The sequence below is a fragment of the Kouleothrix sp. 19917 genome, from assembly GCF_057073505.1.
Genome location: NZ_CP097099.1, coordinates 4,240,819 through 4,257,557, shown reverse-complemented (window position 1 = coordinate 4,257,557; position 16,739 = coordinate 4,240,819). Strand labels below are relative to the sequence as shown.

Annotated in this window: 10 protein-coding genes; 4 read left to right on the top strand and 6 right to left on the bottom strand. The window is 64.9% G+C overall.

The window, feature by feature from the left end:
- Positions 1-37 precede the first annotated feature (37 nt).
- From M1P90_RS17395 to M1P90_RS17375, 5 genes are all read right to left on the bottom strand, one after another.
- The gene (locus M1P90_RS17395; RefSeq protein WP_483704485.1) at positions 38-1,435 is read right to left on the bottom strand and encodes a cation diffusion facilitator family transporter; all 1,398 of its coding nucleotides are present in this window, start codon (positions 1,433-1,435) and stop codon (positions 38-40) included.
- A gap of 16 nt (positions 1,436-1,451) precedes the next feature.
- Positions 1,452-2,555, bottom strand: coding sequence for a rod shape-determining protein RodA (gene rodA / locus M1P90_RS17390; protein WP_483704483.1), 1,104 nt, complete (start codon positions 2,553-2,555; stop codon positions 1,452-1,454).
- Positions 2,556-2,593: 38 nt separating this feature from the next.
- The gene (locus M1P90_RS17385) at positions 2,594-3,058 is read right to left on the bottom strand and encodes an SRPBCC family protein (protein WP_483704481.1); all 465 of its coding nucleotides are present in this window, start codon (positions 3,056-3,058) and stop codon (positions 2,594-2,596) included.
- 161 nt (positions 3,059-3,219) lie between these two features.
- Positions 3,220-3,789, bottom strand: coding sequence for a class I SAM-dependent methyltransferase (locus M1P90_RS17380; protein WP_483704479.1), 570 nt, complete (start codon positions 3,787-3,789; stop codon positions 3,220-3,222).
- 285 nt (positions 3,790-4,074) lie between these two features.
- A complete protein-coding gene (locus M1P90_RS17375) occupies positions 4,075-6,231 on the bottom strand; it encodes a right-handed parallel beta-helix repeat-containing protein (RefSeq protein WP_483704477.1) in 2,157 nt (718 codons plus the stop codon).
- Between the two features lie 362 nt (positions 6,232-6,593).
- Between M1P90_RS17375 and M1P90_RS17370 the strand changes: the two genes are divergently transcribed.
- Complete coding sequence (locus tag M1P90_RS17370) at positions 6,594-8,879, top strand: xanthine dehydrogenase family protein molybdopterin-binding subunit (protein ID WP_483704475.1); 2,286 nt, start codon at positions 6,594-6,596, stop codon at positions 8,877-8,879.
- A gap of 153 nt (positions 8,880-9,032) precedes the next feature.
- Here the strand turns inward: M1P90_RS17370 and M1P90_RS17365 are convergent, their stop codons facing one another.
- Positions 9,033-10,376, bottom strand: coding sequence for a bifunctional folylpolyglutamate synthase/dihydrofolate synthase (locus tag M1P90_RS17365; protein WP_483704473.1), 1,344 nt, complete (start codon positions 10,374-10,376; stop codon positions 9,033-9,035).
- Positions 10,377-11,492: 1,116 nt separating this feature from the next.
- Here M1P90_RS17365 and M1P90_RS17360 point away from each other — a divergent pair.
- From M1P90_RS17360 to M1P90_RS17350, 3 genes are all read left to right on the top strand, one after another.
- Complete coding sequence (locus M1P90_RS17360; RefSeq protein WP_483704471.1) at positions 11,493-13,295, top strand: ABC transporter ATP-binding protein; 1,803 nt, start codon at positions 11,493-11,495, stop codon at positions 13,293-13,295.
- Between the two features lie 372 nt (positions 13,296-13,667).
- Positions 13,668-15,620 (top strand): ABC transporter ATP-binding protein, encoded by a 1,953-nt coding sequence (locus M1P90_RS17355; protein WP_483704469.1) that lies wholly within the window; start codon positions 13,668-13,670, stop codon positions 15,618-15,620.
- Positions 15,621-15,622: 2 nt separating this feature from the next.
- A complete protein-coding gene (locus M1P90_RS17350) occupies positions 15,623-16,459 on the top strand; it encodes a DUF4037 domain-containing protein (RefSeq protein ID WP_483704467.1) in 837 nt (278 codons plus the stop codon).
- Positions 16,460-16,739: the final 280 nt, after the last annotated feature.

The window sequence follows — 16,739 nt, the reverse complement described above, 5'->3', positions numbered from 1 at the left end:
ATCGCGTCCTATCCCAACGTTGAAATGACTCTGCCAATCATGGCCCGCTAGCTGGCTCGGGGTCGATCTGCACGCGCACAATGTCGGGCACGGCGCGGCGCAGTTCGCGCTCCATCGCGGCCATAGCCGTGTGCACTTCGCTCAGCGGCGTGCTGGGCGCAAAGGCGCAGCGCAGCGTCACAATCGTGCCGGCGTCGGTGAGCAGCGTTTCGACCTGGGCGACGGTGGCCGCGCCGGGCAGCTGCGCCACCACATCGCGGATGGTCGAGTTGAGCGGGGCATAGCGCACCGCTGGCTGCACATGGTCGCGGCGCGGCTCCAGATGCACCGCCACCACCGTCGCGCCGCCCAGCTCCTCGCAGATCGCGCGCTCCAGCCGCTCCGAGGAGGTGTGCGCCTCGCCCAGCGTCAGGTCGGTTGGCAGCTCCAGGTCCATATCCACGCGCACCACATCGGCAAGCTGGTAGATGTCGAGGTTGTGGACATGCAGGCCCAGGCGGTTGGCCGAGGCATACACCGCCGTGGCGTAGGGCTCGGTGGCGGTGCGCGCCGGCACAACATGCACCAGCACATTCGCGCCTTCCAGCTCTTCCTGAACCACGCGCTCGACTGCCTCGGTAAGCTGGTGCGCCTGCTCAAGCGAACCGCCGCGCGGCGTGCCGAGCGACACTTCGACATAGGGCTGGTGGCCGACAAAGCGCGTGCGCATCTGCACGCTCTCGGGGATGACGTGGGGCAGCGCGGTGACCTGCCGCACCAGGCGGCGGCTCAGGTCGGCTGGCACGTCGTCCATCAGCGCGCGCACGGCGTGGACGCTCATCCCCCACGAGACCCACAGCGCGATCAGGGCGACAATCGCGGCGGCCACCGAGTCGATGCGCAGCAGCAGCCATTCCGGCACCAGTGTCATCCGTTGCGCGATGGCGATTAGCGTCAGGCTGGCCAGCACCACTGCGGTGGAAATCATGTCGTTGGTGAAGTGGGCTGCGTCGGCGGCCAGCGCCTGGCTTTTGAACTCTGCGGCGGCCTGCCGCAGCGCGCGCGAGCGCCGCCAATCGACGACGAGTGAGATCAGCATGACCGCAAAGGCCCACACACTGGTTTCGGGCATTTCGGTGTGCACAAACACGCGCAGAAACGACTCGCGGAGCACCAGCAGCGCCGTGACAACCAGCAGCACGGCTTCGGCAAGCGCGCCCAGGTGTTCGGCGCGCGCGTGCCCGTAGGGGTGGTTGTCGTCGGGCGGAATATCGGCGATGTGCACGACAAGAAAGGTGATGCCAGCGGCCAGCAGGTCGAGCGCGGAGTGCGCCGCTTCGGCCAGGATCGCCAGGCTGCCCGTGCTAAAGCCAACCGTGAGCTTGAGCACGGTGAGCAGCGCGCCCGATCCAACCGAGGCGAGCGCCGCGCCGCGTTTTGTGGTGGTCTTTACCATTTCGATCTATTTGCTGCTAGAACACGATTCGGCGGCGGCGCAGGGCCACGCTTTGCAGCAGCCCAACCGCAGCGAGCGCGGTCATGTTGAAGCTGCCGCCGTAGGAGATGAACGGCAGCGGAATGCCGGTGATCGGCATGATGCTCAGGTTCATGCCGGCGTTGACGAGCAGATGGCACATAAACATTGCGGCGATGCCCACCGCAATCAGCCGCCCCAGCATGTCGCGCGCGGCGCTGGCCACCGAAAGCGCCTGCCAGATCAGCAGGCCTTCGAACAGCACCAGAATGGTGGTTCCAATAAAGCCCAGCTCTTCGCCAGCCGCCGCAAAAATGAAGTCGGAATATTGCACCGGGATGTAGTTGCCCTGCGTGAGCGGGCCGTGCGTCCAGCCCTGCCCGGTGACGCCGCCCGAGCCGATCGCATTCAGCGACTGGAGGATGTTCCACGCGCCATTTTCGAGCTTGGGGTCGTATTTGAGCGGGTCGATGAAGATCAGGATGCGGTTTTTCTGATACGTCTCCAGCACATGCGTCCAGCCATAGTAGGCCAGTGGCGCAGCGGCCAACGCGATCAGCAGGATCTGCCACCAGCGCATGCCAGCCGTCCACGCCATCATAATCCAGATCGTGGCAAACACCAGCGCGGTGCCGAAGTCGGGCTGAATAAACACCAGGCCCATTGGGATTCCGGCGAGGATCAGGCCGCCAAGCTGCACGCGCCAGTCGCCGCCAATTTTCGAAAAGCGCTCCCAGTAGGCGGCCAGCGCGATGATGATGGCGAGCTTGGCCGGCTCGGAAGGCTGAAAGGTGCGCGTGCGCAGTTCGAGCCAGCTTTGCGCGCCGCCACGCGTGTGGCCGAGCACCATCACGACGGCGAGAATGGCGATTGCGCCCAGATAGAGCGGGCGCGACCATGCCTGCAGCGCGTGGTAGTCGAGCGTGGTGAGCAGCACCATTGCCACTGCGCCAACGATCAGGTTGACGAGGTGGCGCGCGAAGTAGCCGTGTGTGCTGGAGTTGGTGAGCGTGGTGGTATAGATCATCGCCAGGCTGAAGCCGGTGAGCACGATCACGCAGGTGAGCAGAAAGTAGTTGTAGTCGCGCCAGGTTTTGGGCATGGCCATCCGTCCGTAATTCGTTGATCCGCCGGCCGAGATTATACCATGCCAGCACCCTGCGCCGCTTCGACGTGCTGTTTAAGGCGTGACAGCAGCTCGCGGTGCGCGGCGAAGGCCTGCTGGTACACATAGCCGATCAGCAGGCGCGGCGCGTCGATGGTGATCTGTTCGTGGACATGGGTGCCGCTGCCTGCGGGCTGGCAGCGCGTGACATTATGGAGGTGCACACGCGGGAACTGAAAGGCGTCGGAAATAAACGTGCCGTTGTCGGCGTCGCGCAGCGCGGCGGTGTAGGTGAAGCGGAAGCGCAGCGGCCCAAGCTGCATGCGGTCGGTGATCGCGTACCACTGCGCGTCGGGCGCGGCCGGCCGCACCGCAATCGGGCGGATGGCGACGATCAGCGGGTGCAGCGCGGTGTGCTGATCGTAGCTGGCGAAGAAGGGCGCGACCTGCGCGGGCGCGGCGGCGATAGTGATCGATTGCTCAAAGCTGCGCTGGGCCATGCGGTAAACCCCCGAACGATTTACGATTGGCGATTGACGATTGACGACGAGATATCGCACCGCAAAGAGCGCAAAGAACGCGAAGCGTGTTGCAGGCCCAATCCCAAAACCCCAGACCCTAAACCCGCGTGCGGTTGCAGGTAGCTGCCCACTGCCCACTGCTAACTGCTCAGTTCTGCGCCGCTGCGATAGCAACGCGCGCGCACGCGCTCGTGCAGCAGCTCGCCTTCCAGCACCCAGCCCCAGGCGGCGCGGATCTCTGGCCGCTTGTGTGGCGTGAGCACCAGCAGCGTGCCGGCCAGCAGGCTCAGCTGAATAGCCAGCGCGGGCAGGCGCGAAAGCGGCGCGAGATGCAGCGCAAAGCTGCACACAATTGTGTCGTAGCCTCGGCCAGCCAGTGCGCCGCCCGCAATCTGCTCGAAGCTCAGGCGCTCGGCGGGCTGGCCGGTGCGCGCCAGGTAGGCGGCATGCGTGTAGGGGTCGATGCCCTCGATCTGGCCTGCGCCAAGCGCCCGCAGCGCCAGGGTGGCCTCGCCGCTGCCGCACGCAAGGTCGAGCACGCGCCCGAGTGGCGGCTGCCAGTGCGCAACCGCCTGCGCCAGCAGCGCCGCGACGATCGGCTCGTGCGGGTTGCGATACTCGGCGCCATAGCGCTCGTAGTAGCCCTGCGCGCCGTGTTCTTGGTAGGCGTGGCGCAGCGCGGGCGGGCGAGTTTTTGGCGATTGTGGCATGGGCTTGTTTTGACTGTATACCGGGTTCGCTGATTACACACCATGCACTTGTATTTGGCTGTGTAGTGCGTAGTGCGTAAACCGTACCTATTCACGCCGATATGGAATCACACCTGAACGGATTGTACCGCAGCTGCCACTTGTGCGCTGTCGCTGAAGCTCGTTCCAGCAAGCGCATAGCGATTTGCAGAACAACTGACCTGGTATGTGCCAGCGAGAGCGCGTTGTGGAGCGGAAAATGTTCCTGCCGTCTGCTTCCTGCCAACTGCGAACTGCTGTCTGCGCCTAGCGCCGGGCGACGGGCAGGTACAGCCAGCTTGTGGCCGGTGGTGGTGGTGGGGCAGGCTTTGGCGCAGCGACGGCGGCGGCAAATGGGGACGTGTTGCCAAGCGAGTCGGTCTGGGTTGCCGTCAGGCGCGGGCCGCTGAGCTTTTCGGGGTCGAGCGCGAGCGTAAAGCTGCCGTCGCTGCCCGCCACGGTTGCGCCCACAAAATCGCGGCCCTGGTTGTTTGTGTCGGTAAAGACCTCGACGCGGCAGGCGGCGCAGCTTTGGCCGCGCAGGGTGTCGTTGGCGGTGCTGCGCAGCAATGGCGCGTTCACATTATTGTTGCCGCCGCTCAGCAGCCGAATGCCCAGCCCGGGGTTGCCGCTGATGCTGTTGCCGAGCAGACTGTTCGACTGCCCGCCATACACGGTTATGCCCGCATCGGCATTGCCGGTGATGGTGTTATTAGTCACCAGCGTGTTGTTCGTCTCGGTGATGACAATGCCGCCGCGAATGGAACACTCGGGCCAGGGGCCGCTGGCGGTGCCGTTGCCACGGACGGCGTTGGCCTCGAGGGTGGTGTTCGGCCCGGCCACGCAGATGCCTGAGCGGCCATTCTGCTCAAAGGTATTGCCTTGCACGGTGGTGTAGCTGCCGAGCAGCAGCAGGCCCGAGTGCTGGTTGTTCGAAATAATATTATTCGGGCCGACGGTGTTGTTGTTGCCGCCAATGCGCAGACCATTCGATTGGTTGCCAATGCGCGTTCGGCCGTCGGCGCCCACGCCCACAAGGTTGCCCTGCACGCGGTTATAGGCCGAATCGATGCGGATGCCGCCCAGGCCGTTATAGGCGATCACATTGCCCGCGCCCGCCGCTGTGCCGCCGATCTGGTTATTCTGCGCACCAGCCGCAATCAGGATGCCCTGGCGGTAGTTGCCGGCCGGCGCAATGCCGCTGCTGTCGGTGCCGATATAGTTGCCAAGAATGACATTCGCCGCGCTGTTGGTGTCGGAAATATAGATGCCCTGGCCGAAGGTTGTGCCGGGCGCGCCATTGCCCGAGATGACGTTGCGCAGCGCGGGCGTCGTGCCGCCGATCTGGTTGTTCTGCGCGGCATTGATAGCGAAAATGCCGCCAGTGCTGTTGCCCAGCCGGGTTTTGCCGTCGGCGGCCAGCCCGATGATGTTGCCGCTGATCTGGTTGCCAGCAGCACTGTCGAGGTAGATGCCAATATCATTGCCAGAAATAACATTGCCCTGGCCCGCGCCGCCAATGGTGTTCGCCTGTGCGCCATCGCTCAGCACCACGCCCGCGACCTTGTTGCGCAGCGCGGCTTGCCCGCTCCCGTCGACGCCGATCCAGTTGCCCGCCACAATGTTGCCGCTTGTCGCCGCGCCGCTAATCAGCAGGCCCGAGTGCTCCGCGCCGCCGATCAGGTTGCGCTCACTCGCGCCGGCACCGCCGATGATGTTGTCGTGCGCGCCATTGCGGATTTCGACGCCAAAGTAATTTGCGCTTGGCGCGGCGCTGCCAGTTGGCCCCACGCCAATCGAGCAGCCGGCGATGCGGTTGAACGCGGCGCTCGGCCCATCCAGCAGCACGCCGTCGTCGTAAAAATTCATCAGTGTCAGGCCGCGAATGGTGTTATGCCCCGAGGTGATTGTAAAGCCATTGCTGAACCCGGGTGCCTCGTACACACCCGCGCCGTCGAGCACAATGCGCGGGCGCGTGGCCGGGCCGGGCTGGCTGGTGCCGTCAATCGTGACATGGCCGCGCGCCAGGGTCGGCAGCGCCTGGATGCCAAGCGTGATTGTCCAGGTGTTTTGCGCGCTGCTGTAGCCCGCGCCGCTGGCCGGAATATCGAAGGTGATTGTGAGCGCGGCTGGCGTAGTCATTGTGACGCTGGCAAGCAGCGCCTCGCGCAGCGAAACCGCGCCATCCGCGCCGGGCTGGCTCAGCAGCGCAGCAAACGACGCCGTGTTGCCGTCGGCAGCGTCGGACGTGGTGGTGACAGCAATGCTGTCGGGGGCGGGATCGGGCGCAGCGACATCGGGGCGGGCGGGCATGGCCAGCAAGGTTGTGGGGGGCAGCACTGCCGATTGTATTGCGAGAAACAGCACACCCACAAGCAACGCCCAGCGGGTGCTGCCCGTGGTGGTGTGGCGCTGCGTGGCCATGCAACAACTCCTCGCGCAGCACACAACTACTCAGCAGGCGCTGCATGGTGGCCGGCTTTGGGCCGGCGCGCAGACCTACACTGGTGCTGTGTGACGCGAAGGCGGGGAAGCTCAGGAACTGAACAAGTGCCAACAAAAATAAACAAAAGCACCAGCCGCGGACGACATGGTTGCCAGAAAGTGCTTCCCCGCTTAAACGTATAGCTGATTATCTTCTGCATTATACTCATACCTGCGCCCACTTTCAAGTTAACAAAAGGTTTACAATATTTTGCACATCATCCGAAATGATTGCCATGCAGCCGAAGCTGGTATCGGGTACAATAGCGGGTATCCCGTAGCGAGACAAGAAAAGAGAGGGTATGGCGAACTACCAGTACCTTGGCAAGGGCCGCAAAGCAATCGACGGCCTGGAAAAACTGACCGGCAGCGCGCGCTATGTGTCGGATCTCAAGCTCCCTGGCATGGTGCATGCCCGCCCGATCCTGAGCCCATATGCGCACGCCGACATTGAGTCGATCGACACCAGCGCAGCCGCGCAACTGCCCGGTGTCGTGGCCGTATACACTGCCGACGACCTGCCGACGCGCAACCGCGCAATTAATTCGCGCCACAGCGCAGTGCTGGCGCGTGGCAAGGTCTTCTTTCGCGGGCAGCCGGTGGCGGTGGTGCTGGCCGAAAGCGAAGCAATTGCCCGCGACGCGGCCGACCTCGTGGAGGTGAACTACACCCCGCTCGACCCGGTGGTCGATATGGAGCAGGCCGCCGCCGCGGGTGCGCCGCTGATCTGGCCGAATGGCCTGCCAAAAGAAGGCGTGGACATGACCGCCGCGCACGCGCAGGTGGATAAAGGCACCGAGGAACAAGAGCGCACGCCTTCCAACGTCCATGCCGAAAACCACTTTTCGCGTGGCGACGCCGCTGCCGCGCTGGCCGTCGCCGACGTGGTGTTCGAGCGCACCTACCGCACGCCAATCGTGCACCAGAGCTACCTGGAGCCATGCGCGGTGCTGGCCGAGCCCACGCCGCTGAGCGATGGCCTGACGATGTATGTCAGCACGCAGGGCCAGTTCAGCGTGCGCGACGAGGTTGCGCGCATTGTTGGCCTGCCCAAGCGCAAGGTGCGCGTGGTGCCGATGACGGTGGGCGGCGGCTTTGGCGCGAAGTATGGCATCATCGAGGCGCTGGCCGGCGCGGCCGCGCTTCAGTCGGGCCGGCCGGTGCGCATGGTGCTCACGCGCTCGGAAGATTTCCTGACCACCACGCCCGCCCCTGCCACGATCATCGAGCTGAAAACGGGCGCAACGCGCGACGGCACGCTCACCGCCATCCAGGCGCGCGTGATGCTCGACAACGGCGTGTTTCCCTTCACTGTCGGCGGCATTCTGGGCATTCTGCTGGGCGGCTACTACAAGTGCGAGAACGTGCAGATCGACTGCTACGAGGTCTTCACGAACAAGCCGCAGGCTGGTGCCTACCGCGCGCCCGGCGCACCTTCGGCCACCTTCGCGATTGAGTCGAACATGGACGAGATGGCGCTGGAGCTGGGCCTCGACCCGCTGGAGTTCCGCATGCAGAATGCGGTGGAAAGCGGCGACGCGATGGGCAACAACGGCAAGTGGCCGAATATCGGCCTGCGGCAGTGCCTGGAGCGCGTGCGCGAGCACCCGCTGTGGCAGGGCCGCGCGAACGGCAATGGCGCGAGCAATGGCGTGGCCGAGGGCATTGGCATTGCGGTGGGCGGCTGGCCGGTTGGCTCAACGCCGGCCGCAGCGGTGTGCCGCGCCGACACCGACGGCACCATTCGCGTGCATGTCGGCTCGGTCGATATTTCGGGCGTGAACAGCAGCCTGGTGCTGGTAGCTGCCGAGATCATCGGCGTTTCGCCCGATAGCGTCGAGCTCATTCAGGGCGACACGCAATCCGGCCCGTTCGCCGGGCCGAGCGGCGGCAGCCAGACGACCTACAGCGTCTCGGGCGCAGTGGCGAATGCCGCCCGCGAGGTGCGCCGCAAACTGATTGAACTCGCCTCCGACCAGCTTGAGGCGGCGGTGGACGACCTGGAAATTGCCGACGGCAAGGTGCAGGTCAAGGGCGTGCCCGCCAGCGCCATGCCGATTGGCGACCTGGTCGAGGTTTCCGAAAGCAAATCGGGTGGCGCTGGCCCGATTGTGGGCGAAGGCACTGCGGCGGTGGAAAGCGGCACCGCCGGCTTTGTGGTGCACCTGGCGCGCGTGCGCGTGGATCGCAGCACCGGGCAGGTGACGCCGCTGGACTACGTGGCCGTGCAGGATGTGGGCTTCGCGCTCAACCCGATGATGGTGGAGGGGCAGATCCACGGCGGCGTGATTCAGGGCGTGGGCTGGGGCCTGCACGAAGCGATGATCTACGACGAGTACGGCCAGCTGCTGACCGGCAGCTTTATGGACTACGACCTGCCGAAGATCGACACGGTGCCTAACGTCGAGGCCATTCTGATTGAGAACCCATCGCCGAACGGGCCGTTTGGCGCGCGCGGCATTGGCGAACCACCAATCACGGCGGGCGCGGCGGCGCTTGCCAACGCGGTGCGGGCAGCAGTCGGCGCGCGCATCACCGAGGCACCCATTCGCTCAGAGGCGGTGTGGCGCGCTTTGAACGAGGCCTAACGGCCAGCTAGGCGATAGATCGCACTGAGCCAGAGCCAATATATCTGTCCACAGATTACGCAGATTACGCAGATGCACGACCTCATATCTGTGTAATCTGCGTAATCTGTGGATAAAATTTTTCCCAATCCCCTGCGCGTTCACGCGCACGTGCTAATCCTTTTCCAGCGGAATATGCAGCGCCTCGCGCGCGCCGGCCACCACAAACAGCGAGCCGGTGACGCACACTAATCCATCAGCACCGGCCAGTTCGCGGGCGCGCGCCAGCGCCTCAGTTGGGGTGAACGCCACATCCAGTGGCGCGCCGGGCGGCAGGAGCGGGCGGGCCAGTTCGGCCAGCGCCGCCGTGTCCATCGCGCGTGGGTGCGTGGATTGCGTCAGCACCGCGGCGCGGGCGCGGGGCAGCAGCGTTTCGAGAATATGGTCGGCGCTGTGGCCCTGCGACACGCCCAGCACAAAAACGATTGGCCGGCCAGGGTATGCCGCTTCCAGCGAGGCCAGCAGCTTGGCGGCCGAGTCGCCGTTGTGCGCGCCATCCAGCACGATTGGCGGCGCGCCTTCCACCACTTCCATGCGCCCCGGCCACTGCGCGCCGGCCAGCCCGGCCGCAATCGCGTCGTCGCCAAGCGGCAGGCCGGCGTCGCGCAGCAGCAGCGCCGCGCCGGTAGCGAGCCGGGCGTTTTCGCGTTGGAAGCTGCCGCGCAGAGCGGTTTTCGTTGGGCCGGAGTAGCGCTCGTATGGGTCGAACTGCGTGGGCAGCGCCGCGCCGGCCGGCAGCACGCCATCGAGCACCAGCGCGTGGTCGCCCGCAGCCGCAACATACAGCGGCGCGCCCACCCGCGCAGCCGTGCGCACGATCACATTCATCGCCTCGGGGTCCTGCGCGATGGTGATGGCGGGTACATCGGGCTTGATGATGCCGGCCTTCTCGGTGGCAATTTTGGTGAGCGTGTCGCCCAGAATCGCCATATGGTCGTAGCTGATCGAAGTAATGATCGACAGCATCGGCGTGACGACATTGGCGCTGTCGTAGCGCCCGCCCAGCCCGACTTCCAAGATCGCCAGATCAACTTTCTGATCTGCGAAGTAGCGCAGCGCCAGCGCGAAACCAAGCTGGAAGATGGTCGGCTCGCCAAACTCGGCGCGGTTGTAGCCTTCCAGCACGCCCGGCAGGCGCTCAATCGCGGCAATGAAATTGGCCTGGCTGATTGGCTGACGGCTCACCTGGATGCGCTCGCGGTAGGAATGCAGGTGCGGCGAGGTCCACAGGCCGGTGCGCAGGCCGCCCGCGCGCGCAATCGCTTCCAGAAACACCGAGGTCGAGCCTTTGCCTTTGGTTCCGGCCACCACCACGCAGCGCAGTTCTTTCTGCGGCTCGCCGAAAGCGCGCAAGAGCGCGGCCGTCTGCGGCAAATTAAACTCGGCCGGCGTGCGTGGCAGCCGCGACTCGCTGTCGGGGAATGAGTAAAGGTAATCGATTGCCTGCTGGTAGTCCACCGCCGCTCTCCTTATTGTGACAAAAAACGCAGCGGCATTGTAGCACCTTCTTTCGGCATTGGAGCGGTCTCTGGCACGTTTGGCGGCCCGTGTGGTTCGCAAAACGTTCATTCTGCTCTCACGCGCTATTCAAGTGCCGTTCATTTCGCTATGCAACAATACAGGTAGCTCAATCGTCCCAGTGCTTGACGATGCGCGTGCAGGAACAATACCGGCGGTTGCCCCGCACGACGTGAAGCTAGCACATCCTTCACCTCCATACGCCGCCAACCTTCTCTTTCACGGCTGCCTGCGGGCAGCCGTTTTTTTTGCGCAGAGTGCCGCTGGCCAATCTTAACGCTCCGCTCACGGCGAACTAATGCCAGGCTCATTTTTGCATGGCACAATAGCATCACCTCGAAACAACGAGCACAAGTGAAATACAGGAACGACAGCGGTAGTCGTTCCCAGCGCGCCGCACCGCGCTGATGCACGGCCTCAGCCGCACCCCATATTCTCCTCACGGCTGCCCAAGCAATTGGGCAGCCGTTTCTACGTCGTTTACGAGAAGTCAGGAGTCAAGATTCAGAAGTCAGTATTCACACTGTACGAAAGCTTCGGAACGCGAAAATATACTGACTCCTGGCTCCTGACTCCTGACTCCTGACTCCTGGCTCCTGGCTCCTGACTCCTGCTCTATATCGGGCGAAAGACCGACTTGACCCGCCCTTCCCCGCGTGGTAGCCTCAGGAAAACACAAACACACACAGGAGGCGCGCACCATGACAACACCACTCAACAATTTGTTCGGGTCGAATCGCCAGAACGGTGGTGCGATCCGCGTTTGAGTGCGCCCCATAACTAAAGCCTTGCTCTGATCTCTCGGCGCTGCGCCGCAGCTTTTGCGCGCCAGCCCGCCGAGCATGCTTTCCTGCAGGTGCGCCGCGCGCCAGCTATGTGCTGGTGGCGCGTGCATTGTGTAGAAAGTGTAGAAAGCATTTCAGAGCCTGTTCCCGCCAGGGGCGCAGTGCGCCGCCTGGTTTTTTGTTGCCCAGGCGGCCCCATATGTGCCTGCCTGGCCGCACCACGCCGCCACGGGTACGCCCGTGGTGTTTTTTGTTTCTGAAAAGGAGCCATATGCTTAGCTCACTGAACCCATATCGGAATCTTCTCGCGACCTATCTTGGCCCGCAGCGCCGCCGCGTCGGCCTGCTGGCGCTCTTGCTGTTCACCAGCATCGCGCTGGAACTGCTGAACCCGCAGATCATTCGCTTTTTCATCGACTCCGCGCAGACGGCGGGCGGCGGCACGCTGGCGCTGGCGGGGCTTGTGTTCATCGCGGCCGGGCTAACGCAGCGCGCCGCGCTTCAGGGCGCGCTTTATGTGGGCGAACAAACCGGCTGGGTGGCGACCAACGCCCTGCGCCGCGACCTGGCGCGCCACTGCCTGCGCCTCGACATGAGCTTCCACAAGCGCCACACCCCCGGCGAACTGATCGAGCGTATCGACGGCGATGTGACCACGCTGAGCGAGTTTTTCGCGCAGTTCGTCGTGTGGCTGGTCGGCAATCTCATTCTGATCGTGGGCATTCTGGCGCTGCTGTTCCGCGAAGACTGGCGGGCCGGGCTGGCGCTCACCATCTACACGCTGCTGGCCTTCTTTGGGCTGGGCCGTCTGCAGGCACTTGGCACCAGCCGCTGGGCCGCGTATCGCCAGGCCGACGCCGAGCTGTTCGGTTTTCTGGAAGAGCGCCTGGCGGGCACCGAAGACATTCGTTCCAGCGGCGCGGAAGCCTACACGCTCGGCCAGCTCGACGCGCTGATGCACCGGGCGATGCTGAGCAACCGGGCCGCGCGCCTGGCCAGCAACATCGCCTTTGTGATCACGAATTTCCTGTTTGTGCTGGGCTACGGCCTGGGTCTGGCGCTGGGCGCCTACCTGTACACACAGGGCAGCGTCAGCCTGGGCGGCGCGTTTGTGATCGTGTACTACATTGGCATGCTGTCCTCGCCGATCGAAAATATTCGCGGGCAGGCGCAGGAGCTGCAGCAGGCCAGCGCGGGCATGGGCCGGATTGGCGAGCTGTTCGCGCTCCAGCCGCGCGTGACCGAGCGCGTGCGCGCTGCGCTGCCAGCTGGCGCGCTCCACGTCGCCTTCGAGCGCGTGACCTTTGCCTACGACGACGAAGGACCAACGACGAACGACGAAGGAGAAAGCGATTCGTCCACCGTCGTTGGTCATTCGTCGAACGCTGTGCTCTCGGACATCACATTCGAGCTGCCGGCCGGGCGCATTCTGGGCCTGCTTGGCCGCACCGGCAGCGGCAAAACCACGCTGACGCGCCTGCTGTTCCGCTTGTACGACCCGCAGCTTGGGCGCGTGCTGCTCGGCGGCAGCGACCTGCGCGAGCTGGCGCTGGCCGATCTGCGCGCGCGGGTGGGCATGGTGACGCAGGATGTGCAGCTGTTCGCCGCCAGCATTCGCGACAACCTGACCTTGTTCGACCGCACGATTGACGACGCGCGGATCGAGCGCGCACTGGGCGAGCTGGGCCTGCGCGAGTGGGCCGCCGCGCTGCCCGCCGGCCTCGACACCCGCATTGGCGCGGGCGGCCTGGGCCTTTCGGCCGGCGAGGCGCAATTGCTGGCCTTTGCGCGCGTGTTTCTGCGCGACCCCGGGCTGGTCATCCTCGACGAAGCGTCGTCGCGGCTCGACCCCGCCACCGAGCGCCTGCTGGAGCGCGCAATTGGCCGCCTGCTGCAAGGCCGCACCGCGATTGTGATCGCGCACCGCCTGGGCACGGTGCAGCGCGCCGACGAGATCATGATCCTCGACGGCGGGCGCGTGGCCGAGCATGGCCCGCGCGCCGCGCTCGCCGCCGACGCCGATTCACGCTTCGCCGGGCTGCTGCGCACCGGCATGGAGGAGGTGCTGGCGTGAGGAAGAGTTGCGGTGCGGGCGTATGCGGTGCGGGCGTATGCGGTGCGGGCGTATGCGGTGCGGGCGTATGCGGTGCGGGCGTATGCGGTGCGGGCGTATGCGGTGCGGGCGTATGCGGTGCGGGCGTATGCGGTGCGGGCGTATGCGATACGCCCGTTCTTGATTGCCGGGCGGGGCGTATTGCATACGCCTGTTGCAGGTTGGCAGGTTGTAAAACCGCCGCCCTTCGATACGCGCTGCGCGCTACTCAGGACGCAAGTTTTCGTAGGTGGTCGGTCATCTGTTTCCAAATCCTTTGCGCTCTTTGCGTCCTTTGCGGTGAATATCTGGCCGTCATTCGTCGTTCGTCAATAATCGCCACGGAGGTCATTCATGATTGAACCGAACGCCCAACGCGAAGGGCTTAAAATCTGGCCGTTCAACGGCGCGCTGATGCGGCGCGAGCCGCTGGTGTTCGCCATCCACTGCCTGTTCCAGGCGCTGTTCCTCGGCTTGCCGGTGGCGCTGGGCCTGATCGAAAAAACGGTGTTCGATACACTTTCTGGCGCGGAACCGGCCACGGTTGGCCTGTGGACGCTGATCGCGCTGTATGTGACGGTTGGGCTGGCGCGGCTGGCCAGCTCATTCGTGGCGATCTGGGGCGATGTGACCTTTCGCTACCGCGTGGGCGGCTGGCTGCGCCACAACATGCTGGCCGCGCTGCTGCGCCGCCCCGGCGCGCTGCCCATGCCCGTCTCCACCGGCGAGGCAATTAGCCGCTACCGCGACGACGTTGGCGAGGTGTCCGATTTCCCGACCTGGCTGCCACAGGTAGTGGGCGAGGGCCTGGCCTTTGCGCTGGCCGTGATTATCATGGCGCGCATCAACCTGCTGATCACGCTCATCATTTTCGTGCCGCTGTTCAGCCTGGTGTGGGTGATTCGGCTGGTGTGGGCGCGGTTTATGCGTGCGCAGGAAGCCGAGCGCGCCGCCGTCGATCATGTCACGGGCTTTGTCGGTGAGCTGTTCGGCGCGGTGCAGGCGGTCAAGGTTGCTGGCGCGGAAGAGGCCGTGCTGGGCCACTACGACGCCCTGAACGCCACACGCGGGCGGGCGGCGCTGCGCGTGCATATGCTGTATGGCATTTTCTTCACCTTTGCCGATGTGGCCGGCACCGTGGGCATTGGCGTGGTGCTGCTGCTGGCCGGGCGCGCGCTGGCGGCGGGCAGCTTCAGCGTGGGCGATTTCGCGCTGTTTGTGTACTATATGTGGTTCACCACGCGCCTGCCGTCCACGATTGGCGGCTTTATTGGCGATTACAATCAGCAGGCGGTCGCGATTCGCCGCCTGACCGAGCTGCTGCCCGACGAGCCGCCGGAGGCGTTGGTGCAGCCGCTGCCGGTGGGCGATGCCGAGGGTCAGCGGCAGAAAACGCGAGACGCGAGACGCGAGACAGGCGACAGAACAGAATGGGAAACAGGAATAAACTCTGCGCCCTCTGCGCCTCTGCGGTTCAATTCCCAACTCCCAACCCCCACGCTTGCCGCGCATGGGCTGAGCTACCGCTACCCCGGCAGCACGAATGGCATCGCGGAGATCGACATGGCGCTGCCGCCCGGCTCGTTCACCGTGGTGACCGGGCGCATTGGCGCGGGCAAAAGCACTTTGCTGCGCGCGCTGCTGGGCTTGCTGCCCGCCGATGCTGGCGCGCTGCTGTGGGATGGTGCGCCCGTCGCCGACGTGGCTGCGTGGATGGTGCCGCCGCGCTGCGCCTATACCCCGCAGACGCCGCGCCTGTTCAGCGAGACCTTGCGCGAAAACATTCTGCTGGGCGCGCCGGCCACCCCCACCGCGCTCGAAGGCGCGCTCCACGCCAGCGTGCTTGAAGCCGATTTGCCGCAGCTCGAACACGGCCTTGACACAGTGGTGGGGCCGCGCGGCGTGCGCCTTTCGGGCGGGCAGGTGCAGCGCAGCGCCGCCGCGCGCATGTTTGTGCGCCAGCCCGCGCTGCTGGTGTTCGACGACCTGTCGAGCGCGCTGGATGTCGAGACGGAAAAGACATTGTGGGAACGGTTGAGCAGTCAGCAGTCAGCAGCCAGCAGTCAGCAGGGAGAGAATGGCGCACTGCCCACTGCCGACCGCCAACTGCCCACCATCCTCGCCGTCTCGCACCGCCGCGCTGCGCTGCGCCGCGCCGACCAGATCATTGTGCTGAAGGAAGGGCGGATCGAGGCGCGCGGCACGCTTGACGAGCTGCTTGCCACCAGCGAGGAGTTGCGGCAGCTGTGGTTCCATGAAGAAGCCGACGCCGCGCCCGAAGCGTCTATTGTTGTGAAAGGAGCATAATCATGGATGAAGTTTCGCGCCGGCGGCAGCTGGCCGAGCAAATTGCGCCCGCCTACGCTGCGAACCCAAAGGTCGCGGCTGTGCTGCTGGCCGGCTCGGTTGCGCGCGGCACCGCCGACCGTTTTTCCGATATCGAGATCGATGTCTACTGGCACCAGCCGCCCAGCGAGGCCGACCGCATGGCGCCAATTCTGGCGAACGGCTGGGATTTGCTGTACCAGCATGTCGACGACTACGAGTGGGCCGATGGCTTCTACATCGCGGGCGTGAAGGTCGACACCAGCCAGTTTCTGGTTTCCACGCTCGACCAGTGGATTGCCGATGTGGTCGAGCGCGCCGACATGGAGGTCGAGAAGCAGATCCGCATCACGGCGCTGCAGCACGGCCAGCCGCTCGCCAACCCGGCGCTGATCGAACACTGGCGCGCGCAGGCCGAGCACTATCCTGCCGCGCTCCAGCACGCCATGCTGGCCGAGCACCTGTGGTTCAAGCCGCGCATGGAGCTGGAAATGCTGGCCGCGCGCGACAACGCCCTCTTGCTGCACCGTAACTTACACGACGGGAGCCAGCGCATCATGGACGTGCTCCACGCGCTGAATGAGCTGTACCTGCCACACCCCTACCACAAGTGGCTGGACTGGGAGATTGCGCGCATGGCCATCGCCCCGCCCGCGCTGGCGGAGCGGTTGCGCAGCCTCCTGCGCGCCGCGCCCGAAGCAAGCGTGGCGCAGCTGCATGCGCTGATCGAAGAGGTGTTCGCGCTGGTCGGGCAGCACCTGCCCGATTACGACACGGGCGCGGCGCGCGCCGAGTTTGGCGTGCAGCGCGTCAAATCTTGAGCTGCGGTATGCGATACGCCCAGACTAAAGGGCGTATGCGATAGGCCCAGACTAAGCGAAGGGCGTATGCGATACGCCCAGACTAAGCGAAGGGCGTATGCGATACGCCCAGACTAAAGGGCGTATGCGATAGGCCCAGACTAAGCGAAGGGCGTATGCGATACGCCCAGACTAAGCGAAGGGCGTATGCGATACGCCCAGACTAAGAGAACCGGCCAGTGCGATTGCGTCTGGCCGGTTCTCGTTCTTATCTTTGTCAAGCAAGGCCTGTAGGCTGAGA